The organism is Halalkalibacter suaedae, assembly GCF_017939705.1.
GTDB lineage: Bacteria > Bacillota > Bacilli > Bacillales > Bacillaceae_D > Halalkalibacter > Halalkalibacter suaedae.
This window is the reverse complement of sequence record NZ_JAGKSQ010000004.1, coordinates 128,306-151,685: the sequence shown is the minus strand read 5'-3', so window position 1 is coordinate 151,685 and position 23,380 is coordinate 128,306. Positions and strand designations below refer to the sequence as shown.

24 protein-coding genes and 3 other annotated features are annotated in these 23,380 nt (G+C 38.1%); all 24 genes read right to left on the bottom strand.

The window, feature by feature from the left end; all coding sequences use genetic code 11:
• Positions 1-45 precede the first annotated feature (45 nt).
• Positions 46-1,431: a HAMP domain-containing sensor histidine kinase gene (locus J7W16_RS10980; protein ID WP_210597357.1), complete on the bottom strand. Its 1,386-nt coding sequence runs from the start codon at positions 1,429-1,431 to the stop codon at positions 46-48.
• Positions 1,428-2,108: a response regulator transcription factor gene (locus J7W16_RS10975; protein ID WP_210597356.1), complete on the bottom strand. Its 681-nt coding sequence runs from the start codon at positions 2,106-2,108 to the stop codon at positions 1,428-1,430. Before J7W16_RS10975 ends, J7W16_RS10980 begins: the two co-directional genes overlap by 4 nt.
• The gene (locus J7W16_RS10970) at positions 2,105-3,079 is read right to left on the bottom strand and encodes a YncE family protein (protein WP_210597355.1); all 975 of its coding nucleotides are present in this window, start codon (positions 3,077-3,079) and stop codon (positions 2,105-2,107) included. Before J7W16_RS10970 ends, J7W16_RS10975 begins: the two co-directional genes overlap by 4 nt.
• 175 nt (positions 3,080-3,254) lie before the next feature.
• Positions 3,255-5,150: an ABC transporter permease gene (locus J7W16_RS10965; protein ID WP_210597354.1), complete on the bottom strand. Its 1,896-nt coding sequence runs from the start codon at positions 5,148-5,150 to the stop codon at positions 3,255-3,257.
• Complete coding sequence (locus J7W16_RS10960; RefSeq protein WP_283246040.1) at positions 5,125-5,889, bottom strand: ABC transporter ATP-binding protein; 765 nt, start codon at positions 5,887-5,889, stop codon at positions 5,125-5,127. The genes J7W16_RS10965 and J7W16_RS10960 overlap by 26 nt, the downstream gene beginning before the upstream one ends.
• Before the next feature lie 79 nt (positions 5,890-5,968).
• Positions 5,969-6,970: a sensor histidine kinase gene (locus tag J7W16_RS10955; RefSeq protein ID WP_210597352.1), complete on the bottom strand. Its 1,002-nt coding sequence runs from the start codon at positions 6,968-6,970 to the stop codon at positions 5,969-5,971.
• Entirely contained in the window at positions 6,967-7,671 is a 705-nt protein-coding gene (locus tag J7W16_RS10950) for a response regulator transcription factor (protein WP_210597351.1), read from the bottom strand. The genes J7W16_RS10955 and J7W16_RS10950 overlap by 4 nt, the downstream gene beginning before the upstream one ends.
• Positions 7,672-7,983: 312 nt before the next feature.
• A complete protein-coding gene (locus J7W16_RS10945) occupies positions 7,984-8,940 on the bottom strand; it encodes an NAD(P)-dependent alcohol dehydrogenase (protein ID WP_210597350.1) in 957 nt (318 codons plus the stop codon).
• A 129-nt stretch (positions 8,941-9,069) separates the two neighbouring features.
• Entirely contained in the window at positions 9,070-9,495 is a 426-nt protein-coding gene (locus J7W16_RS10940) for a hypothetical protein (RefSeq protein ID WP_210597349.1), read from the bottom strand.
• A 25-nt stretch (positions 9,496-9,520) separates the two neighbouring features.
• Positions 9,521-10,345 carry a PP2C family serine/threonine-protein phosphatase gene (locus J7W16_RS10935; RefSeq protein ID WP_210597348.1) on the bottom strand — a complete coding sequence of 275 codons (825 nt, stop codon included), beginning with the start codon at positions 10,343-10,345 and terminating at the stop codon, positions 9,521-9,523.
• Positions 10,338-10,793, bottom strand: coding sequence for an HIT family protein (locus J7W16_RS10930; protein WP_210597347.1), 456 nt, complete (start codon positions 10,791-10,793; stop codon positions 10,338-10,340). Before J7W16_RS10930 ends, J7W16_RS10935 begins: the two co-directional genes overlap by 8 nt.
• 61 nt (positions 10,794-10,854) lie before the next feature.
• Positions 10,855-11,079, bottom strand: a binding site (T-box leader).
• Between the two features lie 144 nt (positions 11,080-11,223).
• Positions 11,224-12,570 carry an MATE family efflux transporter gene (locus tag J7W16_RS10925; RefSeq protein WP_210597346.1) on the bottom strand — a complete coding sequence of 449 codons (1,347 nt, stop codon included), beginning with the start codon at positions 12,568-12,570 and terminating at the stop codon, positions 11,224-11,226.
• 123 nt (positions 12,571-12,693) lie between these two features.
• Positions 12,694-13,455: an ABC transporter ATP-binding protein gene (locus J7W16_RS10920; protein WP_210597345.1), complete on the bottom strand. Its 762-nt coding sequence runs from the start codon at positions 13,453-13,455 to the stop codon at positions 12,694-12,696.
• A gap of 3 nt (positions 13,456-13,458) precedes the next feature.
• On the bottom strand, positions 13,459-14,250 hold the full coding sequence (locus J7W16_RS10915; RefSeq protein ID WP_210597344.1) for an ABC transporter ATP-binding protein: 792 nt from the start codon (positions 14,248-14,250) through the stop codon (positions 13,459-13,461).
• Positions 14,247-15,095 (bottom strand): nickel transporter permease, encoded by an 849-nt coding sequence (gene nikC, locus J7W16_RS10910; protein WP_210597343.1) that lies wholly within the window; start codon positions 15,093-15,095, stop codon positions 14,247-14,249. The genes J7W16_RS10915 and nikC overlap by 4 nt, the downstream gene beginning before the upstream one ends.
• Positions 15,092-16,039, bottom strand: coding sequence for a nickel ABC transporter permease (gene nikB / locus J7W16_RS10905; protein WP_210597342.1), 948 nt, complete (start codon positions 16,037-16,039; stop codon positions 15,092-15,094). The genes nikC and nikB overlap by 4 nt, the downstream gene beginning before the upstream one ends.
• Before the next feature lies 1 nt (position 16,040).
• Positions 16,041-17,594 carry a nickel ABC transporter substrate-binding protein gene (nikA, locus tag J7W16_RS10900; protein WP_210597341.1) on the bottom strand — a complete coding sequence of 518 codons (1,554 nt, stop codon included), beginning with the start codon at positions 17,592-17,594 and terminating at the stop codon, positions 16,041-16,043.
• A 240-nt stretch (positions 17,595-17,834) separates the two neighbouring features.
• Positions 17,835-18,716, bottom strand: coding sequence for an aminoglycoside 6-adenylyltransferase (locus tag J7W16_RS10895; RefSeq protein ID WP_210597340.1), 882 nt, complete (start codon positions 18,714-18,716; stop codon positions 17,835-17,837).
• Between the two features lie 86 nt (positions 18,717-18,802).
• Positions 18,803-19,297: a hypothetical protein gene (locus J7W16_RS10890; RefSeq protein ID WP_210597339.1), complete on the bottom strand. Its 495-nt coding sequence runs from the start codon at positions 19,295-19,297 to the stop codon at positions 18,803-18,805.
• 106 nt (positions 19,298-19,403) lie between these two features.
• On the bottom strand, positions 19,404-19,823 hold the full coding sequence (locus J7W16_RS10885) for a hypothetical protein (protein ID WP_210597338.1): 420 nt from the start codon (positions 19,821-19,823) through the stop codon (positions 19,404-19,406).
• Positions 19,824-20,178: 355 nt separating this feature from the next.
• A complete protein-coding gene (locus J7W16_RS10880) occupies positions 20,179-20,586 on the bottom strand; it encodes a hypothetical protein (RefSeq protein WP_210597337.1) in 408 nt (135 codons plus the stop codon).
• A gap of 57 nt (positions 20,587-20,643) precedes the next feature.
• Positions 20,644-21,660 (bottom strand): phosphotransferase, encoded by a 1,017-nt coding sequence (locus J7W16_RS10875; protein WP_210597336.1) that lies wholly within the window; start codon positions 21,658-21,660, stop codon positions 20,644-20,646.
• A gap of 335 nt (positions 21,661-21,995) precedes the next feature.
• A complete protein-coding gene (locus J7W16_RS10870; RefSeq protein WP_210597335.1) occupies positions 21,996-22,271 on the bottom strand; it encodes a hypothetical protein in 276 nt (91 codons plus the stop codon).
• 61 nt (positions 22,272-22,332) lie between these two features.
• Positions 22,333-22,617 (bottom strand): DUF3784 domain-containing protein, encoded by a 285-nt coding sequence (locus J7W16_RS10865; protein ID WP_210597334.1) that lies wholly within the window; start codon positions 22,615-22,617, stop codon positions 22,333-22,335.
• Between the two features lie 251 nt (positions 22,618-22,868).
• Positions 22,869-23,094: a binding site (T-box leader), on the top strand.
• Between the two features lie 39 nt (positions 23,095-23,133).
• Positions 23,134-23,359 (top strand) — a binding site (T-box leader).
• Positions 23,360-23,380: the final 21 nt, after the last annotated feature.

The following is a 23,380-nucleotide window of genomic DNA, read 5'->3' as shown; positions in this document are numbered from 1 at the left end:
AAAAATGTTTTAAAAAGGTTATTCTCCCTTAAAAAACACTTTTTATCAGGCTAGTTCATTTAGAGTAATAATTGCTTTAGTGCCTTGTCCAATCTCTGACTGCAATTCAAACGTACCATCGTGTTTTTTTATTATTTCACTGACAATCGAAAGGCCAAGTCCAGTCCCACCATTATGTCGAGTTCTCGCCTTATTGACCCTATAAAAGCGCTCCTTCACTGCAAGCAGCTCTTCTTCAGGGATTCCTTCCCCTTCGTCTGCAATAACAAGCTCACTTCTACCATTGTTACTCATTAATGTTATCCAGATGTCCTTCATTTCTGGAGTGTGTCTTATTGCATTATCTAGTAGATTTCGGATAACTTGTTCTAACCGGTCACTATCCCCATAGACAATACTCTCCTCATTCAAGTTGCACTGTAGCTTTATATTTTTTTTCACAGCAATCACTTGCAATGATTGAATAACATCGTTAACAAGTTGAGCAAATGCAACAGGCTCTAGTCTTAATGGGTAGGAATCACCTTCAAGCTGTGCCAAATCCAATAAGTCGTTAACCAAGCGCTCTAATCGATCTGACTCTGTTTGAATGATCTCAATTCCTCTTTTTTGATCAATCATTCCTTCTTCAATAGCTTCTGCATATCCTTTCATATAACTCAGAGGTGTTCTAAGCTCATGTGATACGTTCGCTAGAAACTCTCGTCGATTCTCATCTACCTTTTCCAACGATGTGGAAAGTACGTTAAATGAGTTGGCTAATTGACCAAGCTCATCCGCTCTGTTCACATTAATCCTTCTTGTAAAATCCCCGTCAGCCATTAACTTTGAGGTCACCTTCATTTCATATAATGGCCGCACGATATGGTTAATCACTTGGTTACCGATAAATGCAATAAGGATAATAATGAGTATTAGTGTGACAATAATAATCGTCCTTACTTCTGTAAAAGGCTCATAAACATCTGCAAGTGGCATCGATAACAAAACAGATCCAGCTAAATTCCCATTTTGAAATAAAGGGATCGCGACACCAAGTATGTCCTGTTCAAAATGTGGATGTGGACGAATCATCACGACCGTTTTCCCGTCTAATAGCTGCTGTCTTTCTTGAAAGGTGATCACATTCCCTTGTGAATATGGCCCAAACGGCACTCCACTTCCTAATTGCATCGGATCATCGGAATATAACACATTGATCGCTTTATTTTGCTCTGTCCACCGTAATCGCTCAACAAATGCCTCATTCGGACCATATGTATCAAAATAATCGCCAATTTGCTTTCCTTCCATTACTAATAGTTCCTTTTGTTTTTCAACATAGAGCTCATTGTATAAAAATAAAATAAGGAAACAAGCTCCAATGATAATTGTTACAATCATTGCCGTAAGAGCTAGCCAAACCTTTTTCTTAATCGACCAATTCTTCATTTTCCACCCTCAAATTTATAGCCTACTCCCCAAACGGTCTTAATATATCGTTCTCCCGATTTCAGCTTTAGGCGTAAAGTTTTAATGTGGGTATCAACTGTTCGTAATGTCCCCATTTGAGCATCCATCCCCCAAATCCGGTCATGAAGATGCTCCCGTGAGAATACCTGTCCATGATGCTCTAGTAAAAAAAGCAGCAGATCATACTCTTTTTTAGTGACATTAACCGGCTCATGATTAACATAGACCATTCTTCCACTCTTATCTAACTCTAGGTCCTGAAATTTAATTATGTTACTCGCTGCTTTTTGACCACTAGACCTTCGTAACACAGCCTCGACTCTAGCAACAAGTTCTCTTGGACTGAATGGTTTGACAATATAATCATCAGCCCCTAGCTTCAATCCTCTTATTTTATCTTCTTCCCCACTTCTCGCAGTCAACATAAGAACTGGTACAGAAGAAATCTCTCTTATTTTCTCACAAGCTGTAAACCCATCCATCTTTTCCATCATGACATCTAAAATAATTAAGTCTACTGCCTTTGTTTGAATAAGTTGAATGGCTTCCATACCACTTGTTGTTGTTATGACATTATATTCTTTTTTCAAAAAGGACGTTACCAGATCGAGTAAGGCAACCTCATCATCAACGACTAAAATGGTAGTATTATTCATTTTGATTCCTCCAACAGTACGATTGAATAAGGACTAGTTGTTATGGCGATTTCTTGTTTCAGTTCAAAGGATTCTCTATTAATGATTGACAAGGAATCACCATCAAGATTTGTTACATACAGCTCACTCTCATTGCCCGTAACAAAATTCGGATTTTGTCCAACACTCAACGTAGCTTCAACGACACCAGTTTCCTTATTAACCTTGTATAACTGGTTATCGCCGTGGCAAAGAACGTAGAAATAAGGCTCATGCTGATCCCCAAAGAAATCAATCGGCATTTGTCCTACTTCAACTTCTTCAACAATCTCTCCAGTCTGAATATCATACGCAAAAATCTGCTTATTTAACTCACCGACTGAACCATGACCTCCAACCCACAATTTGTTACCATCCAAATACATTCCTGCAGGACGCTCTAAAACCGGAAATGAACGTAACGTATTCCGTAAGCCAAGGTCGGTAACCGTCACCTCATTGGTCTCTCCGCCAAGGATATACACTTCATCATTGCCAAGCTTCATATCAGTTGGGAATGAATTGACCTCTATGCTTTGAATCAATTCTTTTGTATTCATATCTACTAAATGTACCTTGTTATTTATACTATCTGTAACAAATATTCTATTCGTCACTGCGTTATACGTTAGTCCAGTCAACCCTTCATTTATTTCTAAGAACTCTGAGACCGTTCCTTTTTCTAAGTCATAGAGTAGAAGCGAGTCCTCCTGCTGACTTGTAGCAACAATCTGACCATTGCCAATGCTAACCATTTCGGTTATTGGATAATGACTATTTTCAGTAATCACCTCAGTCGATTGCACAATATCAACGAAGGACATTTTCTCTTGATTGACATGGGACACCATCAAAACAGGGTCGGTAAGATCCGGACTAGGAAAACGTTCAGTATTGCATCCACAAAGGATTAAAAGAATAAATCCAAATATAGCAAAGACATTCAGTTTCATTGAGTTCTCCTTATTTAAGTGTTCTAGTATCTATTTTACATTTGATTATTTATCTTATCATGATTATGTGAAATAAGTTTGAAGTTTCCCCAATATTTGTTTAGTGATCGTTTTCAAAGGTTTCTGAACTAAAAAACTCACAAACGTTGATTTCTCAACATTTGCGAGTTAGTCCTTAAAATACCGACCTTCTCAATTGCTTCACATACGAAAAACGTACGATAAAGAAGTAAATGATTTGAATAGCAGCAAAACTTCCTAATACAAGGGAGGATTCCACGAGTAAATTATAATTAAACAAATGGGATAGAGCGGTCAATGCAACAGAACCGTGAATTAATGCAATAACAATTGGCGAGAAGAAGAGAAGGGCAATTTGCCTTGTAACGACTTTCTTAAGCTCGGATTCTGTTAAGCCAATTTTGGCAATGGCACGGAATTTTCGCTTTTCTTCATCCAAGTCACTGAATACCCGGAAGTAGAGAAAACTTCCCGCAGAAACAAAGAAAACAATCCCAATGAACAAGCCGATAAATAAGATCGGTCCATAGGCTTTATTGATTTCATATATTGCATAATCAACAGAAAACGCTTTGTGTTTCAACCGTCCATCAAAATTTCTTCCGACATCAATGAGTTGATCCTGTTGTCCAGCCTTCACTTTCCATGCGGCAGTCATATCACTGCTTGCTGGTGCTCCGAGCTGCTCATAGATCTGATCATTTACAACATAATAGCCGCCTATTTCAGATAATGCGTTGGACTCTACAACACGACTAGGTTGAATCTCTTGTCCGTCATCTAGTTGAAGCATTGTTTTCATTAATGCTACACTCGCTTTCGGCCCATCTACTATCATTACGTCACTCTGTTCCACTACAATTGCCTCATCTCTCTCCGGATGAATTTCCTCTTCCTGAATCAATGATGCAAACCGGTTAAAGTCGGACGCTTTAACGACTAGTACTCTTCCACCTAAGTCTGGTATCTCAAAATAGTTTAATTCTAAGGCTTCTGACTTTGTATCAATCTTTGCTTTCTGTAAGATGTCGTTAATTAACTTAACATCCTGTTTGATAACATCCTGAGTATCATTAAGCCAGGGAATATACGTAATACTATATGGATTATTCTCCTTGACTCCTTTCGTTAAGTAGGACTGAAATCCATATAATGAACCAATTGCACTAAAAGCAACAGTTGAGATGATCGCTACCATAAAAAACGTTCTAGCGTTATCCTTCATTCGAAACGATAGATCAGAAAACAGAATCATATTCGTTTTTTTCCAGAAGAATGATTTGTTCCTTTTCATACGACGGATGACATACACACTTAACTGAGTGAATAAAAGATAGGTTCCTAATGTGACAACAATCATAACCGGAATCATCGCAAAGGCTACATTAATACCCTTCACATAAAGAGCCGTACCATAACCTCCGATAAGTAGAAGTGCCGCTAAGATCGACAAAATAATAGAGGCTTTTGGCTCACCCTTAGATGCTTTATCTCCTTTAAGTAGATCAACTAATTTGTTCGTCCGTAGAATAAACGAAACAAATACTGATATCAAAAAGAAGAGAATCGCAAAGCTAATTAATGTTACGACGATTGCAAATGTAGGAAAATAAAAATTAAGTGATTCACTAATGATTAGTACATTCTCAGCAAGCAACAGAATCGCTTTGGCAAATAACAATCCAGATAGAATACCTCCGATTGTCGCTGTAAAGCCAATTAATATGTTTTCTAGAAATACCATCAAACGAATTTGCTTATCCGAGGCCCCCATCATCAGCAACAAGCCAAACTCTTTCTTTCTCGACTGGAGAAATGCACTCATCGAATATAGGACAAAAAAGAAGGAAAACACATAAATGATCCCACCTGCAGCAGCCATTCCCAGCATGACATTTTCGTTAATAGAGGGATCTGAAAATGCTGGATGGAATGCAAAGATCGCAAAGGTGAAGAAGACCATCACCGTGAACATGCTACTCAGGAAATAAGCAATATATAGTCTCTTGTTGCGTAGAACATTGTTAAACGCGAACTGACGAAAAGTCATTACCTTCGCCTCCCATCAACGAAAGCATGTCAATAATCTTTTGGAAGAAGGCTTGTCTACTATCACCACGGTAAATTTCCGAATGTAGCTTACCATCTCGGATAAAGACCACACGATCGGAGTAACTCGCTGCCTGTGGATCATGTGTAACCATTAACAAGCTCGTTTTCTCCCTTTCATTGATCGAGACAAGCATGTTCATAACATCCTTTGCCGCTTTCGAATCGAGGTTTCCTGTTGGCTCATCAGCTAAAAGTAGTTTCGGCTGATGAATCATCGCCCTTGCAATTGCAACCCGTTGTGCCTGCCCACCAGATATTTCGAACGTTCGTTTCTTCATAATCGACGAGATCCCCAGACTCTCCGCCATTTGATCAGCCTTTTCCTTCATCTCTTGCACACGAGCTCCATCTAGTGTCAGGGGTAAAACAATATTTTCTTCGACTGTTAATGTATGCAAAAGATTGAAATCCTGAAAGATAAATCCTAGTTCGTTTCTACGGAATTTAGCTAATGCATTTTTCTTCAGCTGATGTGGATTTTGTCCTTCGATTTCTATTGCACCCGTTGTAGGTACATCGTTCGTTGAGATAATATTTAGCAACGTCGTTTTCCCACTTCCAGACGGACCCATAATCGCAACAAACTCACCTTTTTCAATTTCTAGATTGATATCAGTTAGGGCTCGGTACGCGACCTTCCCCTCGTACACCTTACTTAATTTAGTAACTTTAAGCATAATCATTCTCCTCTCCGCTTCTAGTAAAAGTATAGCTCGAGTGTTCCCTTCTGAACTATCGATTATGCTTTCACTTACCTTACATCGCTGTAATGTTTTGCGTTTTAGGAAAAATGATTCGGACGGTCGTTCCTTCTGAAACGTAGGATTCTATTTCGATGCGGTGCTCAAGTCTTTCAGCTACTTCCTTTACTAAATAAAGCCCCATTCCCGTTGATTCTCGGTATTTTCGGCCATTTTCCCCAGTATAAAACTTATTAAAAACCCGCTTTTGATCACTTACCGGGATACCAATACCAAAATCCTTCACTTCAAGAACCGCTTCCCCTCCTCTTTCATAAATCGATATAACGAGATGGTTTGTTAGTTCACTCGAATATTTCACTGCATTATGTACGAGCTGTGTTAATAAAAAGAAAAGCCACTTCTCATCGGTTTCAACGGTGATACCAGTGGTTTCTTCCTTTAATTGTGGATATACTTCATTTCGAATGTAAAAACGCTTATTCTCCTGATTCACCTCATGAATGAGATTGGATAGAACAACCGGCTTAATCTGAAAATCTTCCTCAATCGTACGGAGCCTTGCCATATAGAGGACTGTATTTAACCCATTTCTCATACGCTCTGTTTCCTCTCGAATGCTAGAAGATTCGGGCTCATCGAGGGTTTGTGCCGTTAGTTCAATCACAGAAAGGGGTGTCTTCATCTGGTGAACCCAACGATCCATAAATAACAGGTGCTCATCCTGTCTTTCCTCAGCCTTCTGAATTTCTTCTTGGTACAAACGATACTGAGCGATTAGCAATTGATCAAGTGCCACTGATAATGACGTTCGTCCACTAGTCTCGAGTGATGCATCTAACGTTCCCATTGGTGTCTGTAGCCTTTGATACAATTTCCTTCTACTGATGTATCGATAAATAAGAAATGCCAAGAAAAGTATTAATGATAAAAAAATCGCGTAGATGATTACGCCAGTACCTCGATACCCATCCAATAAAAACAGAACAGGGATTAAGGTACATTGAATCAGTTGAATGACGATCAGTAACAAATGCTCGCGTAGAAATAACTTCATCCCTGCCCCTCTTTCCAGGTCATCTTTAGACGATATCCTGCTCCACGAACCGTTTCAACTGCATCTTCAATCCCGATCTCCTGAAACTTCTTTCGCACACGTGTGATATTTACATTTAACGTATTTTCATCGACATACGCATGATCATCCCAAAGCTTCGCAAGCAAATCCTGCCGACCTGCCACACGAGGATAGCGCTCCATTAGACTTTCAATGATGTCTGATTCTTTCTTCGTTAATTGCGTCATTCTATTTTCAAATCGTAGCTCCAGACGCTCCGGATACAAGTTCAATCCTTCTTCAACAAGCTTTCTCTCCTCTAATTGAACAGCATACTCCCCGTAAGCACGACGCAGCTGACTCCGTATTTTCGCCATCACAATATCGGGATGAAATGGCTTCGTGATAAAATCATCCCCCCCATTCTCCAGTGCCATGACTTGATCCATCTCACCTGTTCTTGCCGAAATGAAAATCACTGGGCAAATCGATTCCTTTCGAATCTGCCTGCACCAATAATAGCCATCATAACTAGGTAGATTGATGTCTAACAGCACGAGCTTCGGTTGCATATCCCGAAATGTATCCATGATCCTCTCAAAATCCTTTGCAATCACCACTTCATAGCCGTATTTCTTTATATAGGAACCTAGGTATTCAGCAATTTTCATATCATCTTCAACAATCATCATTTTTTCCATGTTTGATTTCTCCAGCTCTATTAGTTTACTCCAGTTTAATTTAACATAGGAGATCAAGTGAATACTATTTATCAATGAAATTCATGTTGTAAAAAATCTGTAGGTTCTTCTAATAAATCAAAGAAAACTTTGATACTCTTTCTTATCAGAACACAAAAAGGCTGGGACAAAAGTGAATGAACTAATAGAAAACCGAACAAAAGTTGGCAGTTATAAACCGCTCCTGAAATATACTTCGCTATGTGATTGCTTTGTTCGGTATTTCAGTTAGTCACTTTAGTTATGTCCCAGCCTCTACATACGTATCGTTATCTAAATTATTGTAATAACTACATTTCCCTTTTTATGACCTTGTTCTACATAGCGATGAGCATTTGGAATTTCTTCTAGTTTGTAGTTTTTATCGATAACGGGTTTAATGTATCCTTGCTCAATAAGCTCTTTGAGAAAGATGAGATCGTCAGCCTTTTCACTCGCTACACCCGAGATTACTTTTCGGCTGCTACTTATTGAAGTCCATACGCCTTGAATTTCTTTGGACACATTAGAGGATCCTAAAATTATAATGCCCTCTTTCTTGACTAGCTTTTTACTTGCTGAGAAAGACATCTTTCCCACCGTGTCAAAAATAATATCATATGATCTGCCACTACTAGCAACATCTTCTTGTGTATAATCAATGACGTAATCAGCCCCTAAAGACGTAACTAGATCGAGATTGGCCGTACTACAAACCCCGGTCACTTCTGCCTCAAAGTATTTTGCAAGCTGCACAGCCATCGTCCCAACCGCCCCAGAGGCCCCATAAATAAAAATGCTTTGCCTCTTTTCGACTCTTGCTTTCTTTAAGAAATGCAAGGCTGTCAACCCACCGAAAGGTATAGATACCGCTTCTTCAAAGGACATGTTTTTTGGTTTCGTAACAATAGCCCCTTTTTCTGAAAGACATATATACTCTGCATAAGCACCCAAACGCATTCCAGTAGATCCATAGAGTAAATCATCAACCTTAAAACGGGTTACGCCCTTACCTACCGCTTCAACTGCTCCTGAAAAAACACCACCTAAAATCCCCTTTCTTGGCTTTGTCAAACCGAAGAACAAACGCACAGCAGCTGGTTCAGCCTTCCGCAAACGCCAGTCAGCTGAGTTTACTGCTGTCGAGTGCACTCTGACTAGTATTTCATTTTCCTTTGGAACAGGTTTTTCAACCTCTTGAAGCTGTAGGACATCTGCCGAGCCGTACTCTCTACAAATAATGGCCTTCATAAGGTACCTCCGTTTTTTTGGATGGGCTTTTTACCAGAGATGACAAATTAATTGTGTTGGTCTTACATTAACAAATCTATGTGAACTATTTGTAAATAATTTCAAACCGTGTCCTAAATAAAGTAATACTTATTCACTTTCTTTATAGATTAACTCGTCAACATGTTTGTTTGTCGAATAACTAATTTGGTAAATATTATTCTCGTCTACCCAATAATGATAAGTAACTTCTTTCTCGTTTTCAAAAATGACCCCAATATAATAGGGATTAAGGTGTTTGTAGCCTTGCTTTCGATGAGGGACAGTCGCTATTGTCCATATTTCATCTGGATACTGGCGCTCTAAGTATGATTCTAACAGTTCAACTTTCTTTTCAACTTGTGCATCAATCCAATACGGACGAGCAATGAAAAATGCAGTATAAACTAGAAAAACAACTACCGCTACCAAGGAAACTAGCTTTCTCCAGTTACCTTTTAGAAGGAGCGAGATAATTATGATTCCAACAATGATTAGCCCAACAACAATTAATTCAATTATCTCTGTTGGATGCATAAAAAACCTCCTTCTATTATCCACATCAATCGGACACCCTATTACTCGGATAACTTCCTGCTATATCAATATCAACAAACCACGACAATAGTGTTGTGCTATCTCTTACATGATTATCCTGAATCTCCTTCAACAACGCCTTTACCCCTTGTTCATTCGTACTCTTCTGAAATTGATTAAATAATTTAAGCGGATCCGCAAAGTCTACGTTAGGGCATTCTACAAGTCCATCAGTAGTTAAGAAGATATGATTCATTCCTTGACGAAGTTCCTTTGTTCCCGTGCTGAAACAAGGAACTTCTAAATCAAAAGTATTCACATTTCCGATCCACTCATAGAAGCTGCGATGATTTTGTTGGTACTCATTTAAGTCTGACAGCTCTGGATGGTTTAAAAGAAGGAGACAATCTCCAACTGAAAACCACCAAAGGAACTTCTCTTTTCTTACTGCACACAAAAATGCCGTTTCTCCTTGAATGTTTTTACAAGCGTCTCTAAACCTTTTACTCTCAAACGTTCTTATCAATAATTTATCGAGACTGATAAACGCTTGTCGTGTTGAAAAGGTCAATATTCTTTTTATGTCTTCTTTAAGGGAGCATATTGTAGATACAACTAACTCTGCACTTTCAGCCGTTTGATGTGCATCTAGCACCACCGAAAATTCATACCCTAAATCAGTATTTATCCAAACGATACATCCGTCTTCATTTTTATCCTGACCTGCAGATGAATTACCTCCAAAACGACCTAAAACAATATGATTTAACTTAACGACACTTATGTCATCCACAAAATCTTCTTGGCTACCTACCCAATCATAATCATAAATTCCCGTTTTATTATTCATATCGATTTATCTCCAAGTGAGCTTTTATTCTATTACATAGCTCAATTACTTCATCATTCGTGCCCATTCTGGCATTTGGAGAGTGAGAAACTTCAAATGGTCCCCAATATTGCTCAGGGGTATTGGGATAACGAGCGACTACGTGCATATGAAGATGCGGAACTGAATTTCCAGTCACTAGGGCATAAATATGTTCAGCATTCTCACTCTTCTTCAATGCTCTACTCACTCTCGCCATCATGACTCCAAACGCTTTTGCTTCATCAGGATTCATTTCCGCAAGCGTTGGAACATGTCTCTTTAAATCAATCATAATATGTCCTAGATAATTAGATTTCCCATCATTATCTATATGCCCAACATATACATAATCATCTTCGTAGATAGTAGATCCAGATGTTCGTATCGTTCCACGATGTTTGTTACAAATGAAACAATCTCCCTCCATTATAAACTCCCCTTCATGTAAGTATTTGAAATATGAAAAATAAAAAAATCCTAACATCTCATAAAGAGACGATAGGATTAACCTCGCGTGGTACCACTCTTCTTGGTTTGTCAGATAACCATTTGAACAAACCTTCTCAAAACTTTATTACGGAAGTGAACCGTTCAGACCTACATATCGGTCTAACCACTCATAGGCGAGTTGGGGAGTTTATTGACTATCTTTCAGCGTCCGATAGCTCTCTAAACAATAAGGACTCCTTAATACTCCTAATCACTGTGTTTATAATATGGTAAATTTTCACTAAATATATAATATACTATACATCCAGTCAACATATTTATTTCACTTATTTCTGCCATTTAGGATATAAAGAATTCTTGTCCACATTACTTTAAAACCGCGGACAGGATTGACCTCTTTCAGAACGTTAATTGTTTATGATTTTATTTAATTTCGGCACATATAATGACAGAAAGATTGATCTAGACAGGCTGAATAAAACAAACGCTAACCAAAGACCATGATTCAGATATGCAGGCACAAGTAACCAGATTGCAAGTAAAAAGATAAGTAGTGCATAGAATATGGAGTTCCTAATCGGTCTAGCCTCTGTTGCCCCTGAGAAAATACCTTCCAGTTGGAGCCCCCAAAAGCCAAAAATTGGGAAGATGACCATCCAGATAATCAAGGTATTCGCAGTAGCTACTACATCTGAAATAGTCGTGAAAAAGGAGATGACCTCTTGCCCTATTATTAGCATGACTAAGGACATCACAACGGCTGAACCAAAACCCCATTGAGCTGACAGCGTAAATGCCCGGTTATATAATGGCTTCTGTTTGCCACCGATTGCCCTACCTACTAGAATACTAGATGCATTAGCAAATCCGCCGAATAAATAGGCCATAATATAATGGATCTGTAACAGAATCGCATTTGCAGCCAATGTGACCTCTCCCATACTGGCTCCCATCGCTGTGAACATACCCGTCATAGTGAGTAAGCACACCGTCCTTAAAAATAAATCACTATTAACCTTTAACATCTTAAGTAGTGGACTAGCCTCCATAAGCATAGAAAGTTTTAGTGATGAGAAGCTGATTTGCTTTGTATAAAGGATGATGCCGATTCCTAGTAGTACTGCACTAACTTCGGCAATAAGGGTTGCAACTGCTACACCTTTGATCCCCATATCAAAGCCAAATACGAATATAATGTCCAAGGTAATATTTAATAAATTCATAAAAATTTGGGTAATCAACGAGAGCCGTACCTTTCCCATGCCGATCAACCAGCCAATGATTACATAGCTTAATAGCATAAAGGGCGCTCCCCAAATTCGAATGACAAAATAGCTCTCAGCAAATGATGAGACCGTTTCGCTCCCTCCAAAAACAGATAGAGCTATTGTAATGATTGGCTTTTGGAAAATAATGAAGAGTAGTCCAAAAAGAAGAGCTATAATCATTGGGCGTACAAAGGATAATAGCATTTCCTGCGAATCATTTGCTCCTTGGGCTTGTGCAGTAAAACCACTTGTACTTACTCGCAAAAATCCAAGTAGCCAGTACATCGTGTTGAAAATGACTGCACCAATCGCAACTCCACCGATTGCAGCTGCATCAGACATACGGCCAATTACCGCTGTGTCAACTGCCCCTAAGATTGGTGTTGATATTCCTGAAATAATTAACGGAATAGCCAGCATTAAATATTGCCGCTGACTCACCGATGGTTTCGTTTCAATGTTTTGATAGCTTGCTTTGGCTTGCATCACGTTCCCCTTCCTTACATCAATCATCACATTGAAAATGACGATGTTGTATCCCCATTATCAGAACAAGTTGAACCGAGCCAACATAATCGTTGGTCCCGGTTCAACTTCTGTATATTTAGTCTAGAAAATCGAAACAAGCTCCTTTGTGTAAGGATGACGTTCGTCTGCAAATAAATGCTGCTGTTCAAACTGATCGACAATTTGGCCATCCTTCATCACCATCGTACGCTGACTCATTTGGTTAACTGCTGCTAAATCATGTGAGATAAATAAATAAGATAAATTCAAGTTTTGCCGAAGTTCAGTCAATAATTGTAGCACAGCATTTTGAGAAATAACATCCAAGCTCGCAGTAGGCTCATCGAGGAGAACCAGCTCTGGTTCTATACTAATTGCACGAGCAATCGTCACTCTTTGACGCTGTCCTCCACTTAATTCATGTGGATAGCGATCTGCTAGAAATACCGGTAATTCAACTGCCTCTAAAAGTTGCTTCACATAAGCATCCTTAGACGTATAAGAGAAATGTGCTAAACGTAATTCACTCTTGTATTGCATATATGGATCAATAAGAGAGTCTTTTATTTTGAGCTTTGGGTTTAACGAAGCCATGGGATTCTGAAAGACCGCTTGTATTTTCTTACGATAAGGCTTCAATTGACGTTCACTTAACTTTTCTATAGCTTTTCCATTCAGGAAAATGCTACCATGATCAGTCGCTTCAATTCGCAGTAAGCAACGGGCTAATGTGCTTTTACCAGAACCACTCTCTCCGACAAGTGCGAGACATTCTCCCTTATGTAAATCGAAGCTTATATTAGAAAATACCGGTCTACCTCGCTTATATGATTTTGATAAGTCTTTTACAGTAAGCAATGTCATGACTTAACTCCTATCTAAACCAGATCGAAGCCCTTTTTCAAAGATCGGGGCTGTTTTTATTAGTTGTTTGGTATATTCATGCTGAGGATGGTCAAGGATTCGATGCTTTCCACCAGTTTCAACAATGCTTCCGTCCTTCATGATCGCTAATCGATCAGCATAGCGTCTCACATGACGCCAATCGTGGGTAATGAATAAAATCGAACAACCTGTTTCTTTCTGTTTTTTTGCAAGCATTTCTAATACACGATGTCCTGAAACACTATCAAGTGCTGTTGTAATCTCATCGGCAATAACAAGGTCTGGTGACAGTAATAGTGCCAATGCAATTGCCACTCTCTGAAGCTGACCTCCACTTAGCTGAAAAGGATAACGATGATAAAGATCTTCCGCTAAGCCAACCGATTCAAGTGCTTCTATTGCTTGCTCGTAACGCGTCCTCTTTGCAGATTGAGTATGTACACGTAGATATTCATCAAAATGCTGTCCAATTTTTCGAAAGGGGGTAAACGAGCCTTGATAATCTTGAAAAATATAGGCAATCTTCTTTCCACGAACCTTACGAATTTCTTTCGCAGAAAGTTTGAGCAAGTCTTGTTCTTTGAAAGTGATACTACCTTCAATTTGCAATTGGGACGGAAGCAGTTGTCCAATACTTTGGGAGAGAATGCTTTTGCCGCTGCCACTTGCTCCAACTAACGCAAACCAATCACCTTCCCGAATCGAAAGTGATACTTGGTCGACTATGATCTTACTTTCACTGCGAATCGTCATTCCTTCTAGAGACAGTATCATGGCTTTACCTCTTTCTTCACATCAAAGCGATCCCTTAAGTAATCTCCTAACATATTCGTTACTAATACAACAGAGACAATTGCGAGTCCAGGATAAATCATCAATTCTGGCATCGACTTAAAATACGAACGAGCATCATTCAACATCGCTCCCCATTCAGGCATTGGTGGTTGTGCTCCTAAGCCAATATATGAAAATGCAGATATTAGTAAGATGATTTTCCCTAGGTCAAGACTTGCAAGTACTAGTACGTGGCCGACAATATGTGGAAACAAATGCTTTGTCATAATTCTTGTTCCAGTTAATCCATTGATACGTGCAAGTAGGATATACTCTTTTTGTGATTCTGATAATACAGTGCTTCTCACTAGTCTGGCGTAATTAACCCATTTGACTAAAATGATAGCAAGAATTAAATTACTGATACTAGGCCCGAGCAAACCAACTAAAACGATGGCAACAATTGTATCTGGAAAAGCTAAAAAGCCGTCCGCAATTCGCATAAACAACCGATCAATGAAGCCACCCTTATATCCAGCAAAAATACCTAGTGGCACTCCAATGCCTAGGGCTATAATAAGTGCTAATAAACTAAAACCTATCGTTTGCCCTCCTCCAAGCAGTATCCGTGTTAACACGTCCCTACCAAGATGATCTGTACCAAATGGGTGCTGCAGACTCGCACCTTGAAGTCTACCACTTAAATTAGTTAAGTAGGGGTCATGCTTTAAAACCAAAAAAGTATACCCTACTCCTAGCAAAAGCAGGACAACGAAGATGATTGCAATGCCGACTTGAAATTTTTGTTTTCTTTTTTGAGGCAAACGTACAGCAAATCTCTTCATCTATTTATCTCTCTTTCTTTCATTTTTAACTCAGGATTTAAATAACGGTATGACAAATCAACACATGTGTTTACGACAAACACGATCACAGCCATTATTAAAATATATCCTTGAATCAACGGATAATCTCGCCCTCGTATCGCGTCAACAACCATTTTTCCTATCCCTGGATAAGCAAACAATACCTCTATCACGACTACGCCACCAATTAAACTTCCTAGACTAACCCCAAAAACAGTAATAACAGGAGGCAGGCTATGACGAAAAGCATGATAGAAAAAGATGCGAAACTCTGATAGACCTCTTGCTCTCCCTGCTCGTATGAACTCCTGGCTAAGAGAATCGAGCAAGCTGGATCGAAGTAATCGGACATAGACACTCGATATGGCTAAGCCGAGTGTTAATGCCGGTAAAACCAGGCTCATTGTTCCATCTCTTCCCATGCTCGGGAGCCAATGTAAACGAGCACTAAACAAATCAATTAAAATGAGTCCAAGCCAAAAGCTCGGTATGGCTGCACCAATAATCGATAGGATACGGCTTAGCTGATCAATCCAACTATCTCGATAAACGGCGGCCAAAGAGCCGAGCGGAATGGCGATAAGGATCATGACGAATAAGGCTCCCAACGTTAATTCAAGCGTAGCTGGAAGACCTAGTAAGATCATTTCCATGACAGGCTGTCCTGTAACATAGGACGATCCAAAATCAAACTGAACAAAATCAATAAGCCAATACCCGTATTGAACGAGTAGCGGCTTATTGAATCCCATATCCTCTCTTAACTGCTCTACTTGCTCCTGGCTAACCGATAGCTCATCGGCGTTTAATATCGTTAGCACAGGGTCACCAGGAGCCAAGCGAACAAACAAAAAGCTCAAAAATGTAATAGCTAGTACGAAAATAAATACTTCAAGAAATTTACGTGTTACGATTCGGATCAAATTAGTTCACATCCAATTGGTTGGTAATCATATAATACTCACTTCGGGTCGTTACCCAGTTTTTCACTTTGTTTTCGTTATAGGCAACGATTGTAGATGGATGTAATACAAATGAATTAATCACATTTCCATTCACATAATCCGTTGCTCTTCTTGCAAGCTTAGCTCTCTCTTCTTGGTCAACCGTTCGATTGAGCTCATCAATAATCGCAGTCAGCTCTGGCTCTTCAGCTCCACTGAAATTAAGTGCTCCTGTTGGATGGTAGGTTGCATTTAGATAATAGCCTGCGTCACCACGAGGTGCAGTTAAATTACTATACGTTGCCAAATCCCAATCTCGATTCGAAGCCATGTATTCTTCAGGAGTATCAATTTGCTTAATTTCCACTCCAATTCCAAGTTGCTTAGCATCTGACTGAAATACCTGGGCAATCAAAGGTAAATCAGCTCTTGCCGGATACGTTAATAATGTAAGTGTTAGGGCCTCTCCATCCTTTTGCATTACATCATTTTCAAGTGTATAACCAGCCTTCTGCAAATGCTCAATAGCTATCTCAGCACCAGACTCACGCTCCTCATAAGCAGGTGCAAATGGAAGACTCGGTAGGAACGGACTAACAGCTGCCTCACCGTACCCTAACAAAATCGAATCAACGATCTCCTGTCGATCGATCAAAGCATCAACGGCACGACGAACATGAACATCCTTCAAACTCTCACGTTCCATATTCATCGTCATCTGATGAACACGAAATGTTGACGTTGCCTCAACATGTATACCTTCTATTTGTTCTAATGAATCTAAGCTCTCGACTTCTGGACGATAGACAATATCAACTTGACCAGATTCTAATGCAAGAGACCTCGCATTAGCATCTTCGTTAAAGGAGAAAGTTACACGATCCAAGTTTGAAGCCCCGTCCCAATACTCATCATATCTCACTAGTTCAAGTCGACTTCCTGGCGTAAATGTTTCCAATGCAAAAGGACCTGTTCCAATTGGTTTGTTCAAGATATCTTCTGCTGTCACATCAATTATTGATACATTCGGGTTAACAAGCTCGGAAATAAACTCCGGGAACGCTTCGGTTGTTGAAATCTTTAGCGTATATCCTTCTGCTGATATTTCATCGATTTTTAAAGCATTTTCCATTGCAACACTCTCTGTAATCGCTCTTTCCAATGAAGCCTTGACTGCATCTGCATCCATTTCTTTGCCATTATGAAAGGTTATCCCCTCGCGAAGATGAATAATCCAATTGATGCCATCCTCACCTTCCCAGCTCTCTGCTAGCCAAGGTTCAACTGTTAAATTTTCTTCATCTAAACGAACTAAAGTTTCCGTAATCCCTGCCCTTAATGGGACATAGCTACTATCCACATGCGGATCCAAGGAATTTGTTGTGAAATTATACAGGAAGTGAATATGTTTCTCTTGAGCCACTTCCTTCTCACTCGATGACGTCGTATCTCCACATGCTGCTAGTAAACAAACGACAAAAAATAAACTGACAAAAGCAAAATTACGAATTTGTATGTATGATGATAGTTTCATTGTTTCAAGCTAACCTCCACAAGTAGTAATGATTACGTTTTATATATTATCGTAATCATTACTATTTAGCAATTGTTATTTTTTTATGTAGGAATAGCTAAGCTACATATATCGTTCATTTGTCTTGCAAGTTGAAGTCATTTGAAAAAGTCAGACAGCTAATTTTTATGCCTTTAGTTAACTATTTAAACACAAAGAGCGATTACCCATTAGAGCAATCGCAAACTTATTTATATGTAATTAATAAATCCCCTCTGCATCGGGAGTTAAACTTCTAACATGTTTAAGGTATTGAGTCATATTTTTATCATCTTCAACTGGATAGGTGAACGAGAGGTTCTCTGAAACCTCCTCTGCTAAAACCCTAAATAAATCACATGTAACAAAGATCGAATCCCAAAAATGTTCATAGTTATGATCAGAATATGTATTTACATACATCTCCCAATACGGTTCCGGAAGATAATTTTTAAAGTACTTACCCAACTTCCCTGTTGACAGTTGAAAATCATATTTCGTTCCTATCCACCAAGAGACCATTTGATCAAGAGAGCTTCTCGTATTATACTCAAACATTAATTTCGCGTATGGCAATTCATCTCTCCAGATTCCTTTTGCTACGTTTTGTAAACACCACCAAAAATTATTGGTATTACTTACAAACAGAGCTTCTGAAGGTTTTTTCACATGGTAATCGATGTCTGTTGGAGCGGGGATCGATGGGAGAATAGTATCTTTATCTAATAGTGGAACTGTAAGTTTATCATTGCCATAACTCTCAATCATGGCTTCTTTCGTTTCAAGATGAAGGTCTATTCGATTCCCATCAGTGAAAAGCATTAAATACCCATATGAACGTTCAAGATCTCGGTTCATACCAATCTCATAATCCATTTTGTCAGGCTCTTGAAGCATCAATAAATCTCCAAACACCTCTAACCACTTTTCATCCTTTATGAATGAACCAGTTTCCGTCACTACATAGACAATATCATAGTCTTGGAAAATATCCTTTGGAGCATTAGCATTCGTTCTAGAACCGTTCATATATACTGCTCGAATTCGTTCATCTCTTTCTGCTACTCCTATGATTAGATCAAACATTTCTTTTTCACTTCTCATGTGTATTTTCCCTTCCTAGTTATGCGAGCATCTGCATAGAGACTAAAGTATGTATAAAACATTTATATCCTTTACCTATTAGTACATTATTCAACAGCTATATTTCTTTCACTCAATTTAGCATATATAGCTCTTCTATAATTTCTAACTATGCCATTCTCTTTTAAAGAAACCGTATTTCCATCTTCAAAGAATATATTATACGTTGAAAATCCATCTGATCTAGGTACCTCATAATATTCTGCCTTCTTTACATCATCCCAAGAATAGTGATATTCCTCTTTAAAATAGCCTTCTCTATACATAATTGATTTGCCACCGATTGAAATAAAGTGAAAGCTTGCCAAATAGAAGAATACGCCACTGAAGAATACTAAAATAAGGGCTATGATAATTGACTTTTTCTTCATGTCATAAATAAAAACAATGAATGGAGCTAAGCATAAAAAAATAAAAGCTACACCATAAGTAATATAACCTTCCTTTGGTATAATAACATGCCAAGACCCTGAAGTATGGTGGATAGTATTCGCTACAAAAGATGGTATTAATAACAACAGAACAGGTGATAGAAAGACCAATCCAACTCCTAATGCCATATAGATATGTCTATTACTATAGCTAGTTATGATATTTATTTCCCTCCTGACAATAACTAATTCATTATATTAAGCTGACCGAATTCTTTTAATAATCAGCTTCTATACGTTTTCTAATTTCCTCGGTAACTTCTGGATCTGCATTACCATGAAAGGTGTCAAACAGTTCAGGCATTGAACTATGACTTAAATCCAACATTATATATGTAAGTTTCTCCAGTCGATCCTTGTAAATTTCTATATCTTCTTCTGGAATTTCTCTATGTTCTAGAGCCTTATCCTGAATTAAATACAGTTCATAAAACAGATCTCCAATCTGCGGCATTGGCTCATAATGACGGGAAAATTGGAAATGTTTATTAATTGTTTGAGTTCTAAAAGTCTCGATTAGGGCAATTCCATGATCTGTCTGAAGTGCATCCCTTACATTAGTTGATAGCATATGGTCCAGAGCATTATCTGCTTCCTCAATTAATGCCGCGTAATCATAACCCACATCCACTTTCATTCTCTTGGTTTCTTTGAAAAAATGCGAACTAGTTAAAACAAAAATGACAGCCAATACGCTTAAAATAGAAATTATAATATTCTTTTTCAGATTCATCTCTCCCCAATTATATATATTGGCTTACTCTCTAGTTGGATTTTCTTGATATTTTAGAATAATACATGTGGGACTCGTAACAATAATAATAGAATTAACAATCTCTTCCCTAATTAACCTTCTTACGATATTGATTACGACTGACAATATAAACCGGTTTCATTTTTCCAATTCTACAATACAGATTGACTAGTTTAGTATTTATCCTCGACACCTATGTAGAATAACGTCCACACCTTATGCCTTTGTGAAAAAATGTCTACTCCTTATTTTCATTTCGAAATTTTCTAATAACCTGAATTGTTAGTACAGAGCTAACTACAATAGCTATTAATAGTAATGTTCGTTCACTATTTGACAAACCAACAGGATAACTAAGCACTACCCAGAGAATACATGATACTAGGTTTGCTCCAAATAACAATCCCCAAATCACTTCTTTACATTTTTTATATAACCTATTTCCTGTTAAAAACTTGATATATAAAAAGCAAACGATACCAGTTCCTACTACAGCCAATGATGAATTTACAATAGGTAAAACAATTGGCTCTTCCCATGGCAGATCAATTAGAAGGGTATTAGCGTAATATGCCATATTAAATACAGTGACAAAGAGAAAAACATACAGGAATAGAATCCATTCACCTGCATAAATTATTGGCAATATAATCTTTTTCAGAGATTCTCACCTGCCTTAAATCATCTATAATTTTCTTGAGTTCTACTCAGCTCGTCTCAATAATCTCACTACTTTTTCCGCTCTACTAGTTAACCAGTTTTCATAAGTAGCTACCTTAATAATTTGTTCCTCAAGCACCGAGGCATCATCTAGTCCATCTTGGTATCTGCCTAAAAAGTGTAGAAATACATCTAACCTGCGAAGTAGAACGAGCACAGGTAATGCCTCAAGTTCAGGATTTGTAAACGTCCCCGTATTTCCTAAGCCATCGAAAAAGTGTTTGATTTTATCAAGATAAATGTTTTCATTTGGTTCCTCAGACATGATTTCTGATATACAAACAGCGACTTCCATTATTCGAAGATCCCATGTAGCAAATTCAAAATCAAGAATAGCATTTATTTTATTATCTGCACCTACGAGAACATTCGACTCGTTTAAATCTCCATGGATCATTTGATGGGGAAGTCTCTTAAGTTGTGGGGTGAACCTCTGAAAATCAACTAGCTCAGATGACACCCATGAAAGCTCCTTTATGTATCTTTTGAAATAGTCAGGTGGCTGACTACACCAAGCTTCTACTTTTTCTATAGGACAATTAGGATGAGCATATTCGATCTCATAATATGGACGGTACACTAGAGGCTGATTCAGCTTGATCTTTTCTAATGCATGCAATAAATACCCTGTACTTTGTCCAAACGAAAAGAGCACGTCAGCTCGATCAAAAACTGGGTTATCTCCTTCGATATAGTGATACAAGCATCCAATTTTATTTGATGGCAAACGAACTAAGGAATTACCTTCCTTGCAGACTGGTATAGGAATCTGGAAAGGACGTTCAGGATCTTCAGCTAGTTTCAATAGGAGCTCATGTTCCACCTTAACCTTCGATTCCTCCTGATGCGTCTCATAGATACGAATAATATATTTCTTTCTATCTCGTTCAAGGTAACGAGTCGTATTGTTATATCCACTTTTTCCTTCATATATTACCTGTGGTACGTTGTCATCAAAAAAATAGTTAATTAGATAATCAAATTCAGCAGCCGCTGTCATTCTACCTACTCCTCACAATGCTTAATACAGAACATTTTCATGTCCAAAGTCATCTAAAATTGAATGCTATATTAATACTTATACTTTTTAGATCTATTTTTTATCATTCTCTCGGTTATAAATCCTATCAATATACCAATAATGATTGGTACGAGGGATATCTCAGTATAAGAGGGTGAGAGTTTCATGATAAGAAGTTTTTCATTAGCTATAATGCCTATTGAATAAAGCAAAGCCATCGTTCCAAATGCAACTATTAGTGGTATCCAAAAGGGTTTACTCACAACTTCCCCTCCCTTGTTTTGATAAATTCAGAAGAAGCACCATTCAACAATTTAACAAATGGTTGTCTCGCCTTTAATATATCCACCGCTCTGGTCATCAATATGATCAACACCATTTTCACAGTTATCTGTATTTTCCCACTCTACAATATACTTACCTCTTTTGTGACTTATTGATACTATTTCAACTTCGCCTATGTCGACAGTATGTTTTTCAACGACAATGGTTTCCGCTTCTTCTACAGTTATGTTCGGATTCGCATTTTGGCAACCGGTTAAAATGTAAAGCGACAAGATAAATAAAATAATGAGATTAATTTTTTTCATTTTTATCATCCTACAGTTAAGACGTTTGGAGAAGATTTACTCTAATCAAAATCCTTGAACTTCACTGCGAATCAACCATTTTTGTGTTTACATAACCGAGCAGAATCACATAACCAATTACTAAAATAGGAATTAATACTTGGGTATCTGGATGGTTAATGAAAGAACCACCAAGCATAATCATACCCATTACAAAATTATAAGAACCTACAAGATTTGCCAACCTATCTTGATCTTTAACACGTCTTTGGTTATAACCAGTCAATAGCCAAGTTTTCTTCTTAACACCGACAAAATAAGCTAATACAAAGAGGATGATTGCTATGAATACCAGATGTTGACTCATTATGCTACCTCCTTAGTTACTCCAAAAATTTTTGCTACCTACCACGACTAGTTTTTTACTGTTTATTGTTTTATTTTAACATTAATTTACTTTTTTGTTACAAACACTCGAAGATTCTAGTAACTTATAAAAAACTGAAATGCTCAGTATTCAATCATTAATCATTGAATAGGGTAATTTTACTGTATAATAACCCGCTTGACATTTTCCAGTATGTGTAATAATGTTATCAGCAATAATAATCGATATTTAATCAAGCTATGAAAAGGACATGAATCATTCAATTTATTTCTTTACAGAGAAAAGGGTCATTGGCTGAGAACCCTGAAGAAATGTGAATGGTTTACCACCTTCGAGCTATTATAGGGAAATGTTCAATCAGAGTATCTATAATAGGTAAATCCGTTATCTTTCTGAGCATAAGACGCATTTGTTTTATGGAATCAGGGTGGAACCACGACCGTACTCGTCCCTTTTATTGGGAGGAGTACGGTCTTTTTTTATTAGAAATGAAATAGTTAGGCGTTGAAAAGGACACGAATCATTCAAATATTTCCTTTACAGAGAACAGGGTCGGTGGCTGAGAACCCTGAAGAAATGTGAGTGGTTTACCACCTTTGAGCTATTATAGGGAAATGTTCAATCAAAGTATCTATAATCGGTAAATCCGTTATCTTTCTGAGCATAAGACGTATTAGTTTTATGGAATCAGGGTGGAACCACGACCGTACTCGTCCCTTTTATTGGGAAGAGTGCGGTCTTT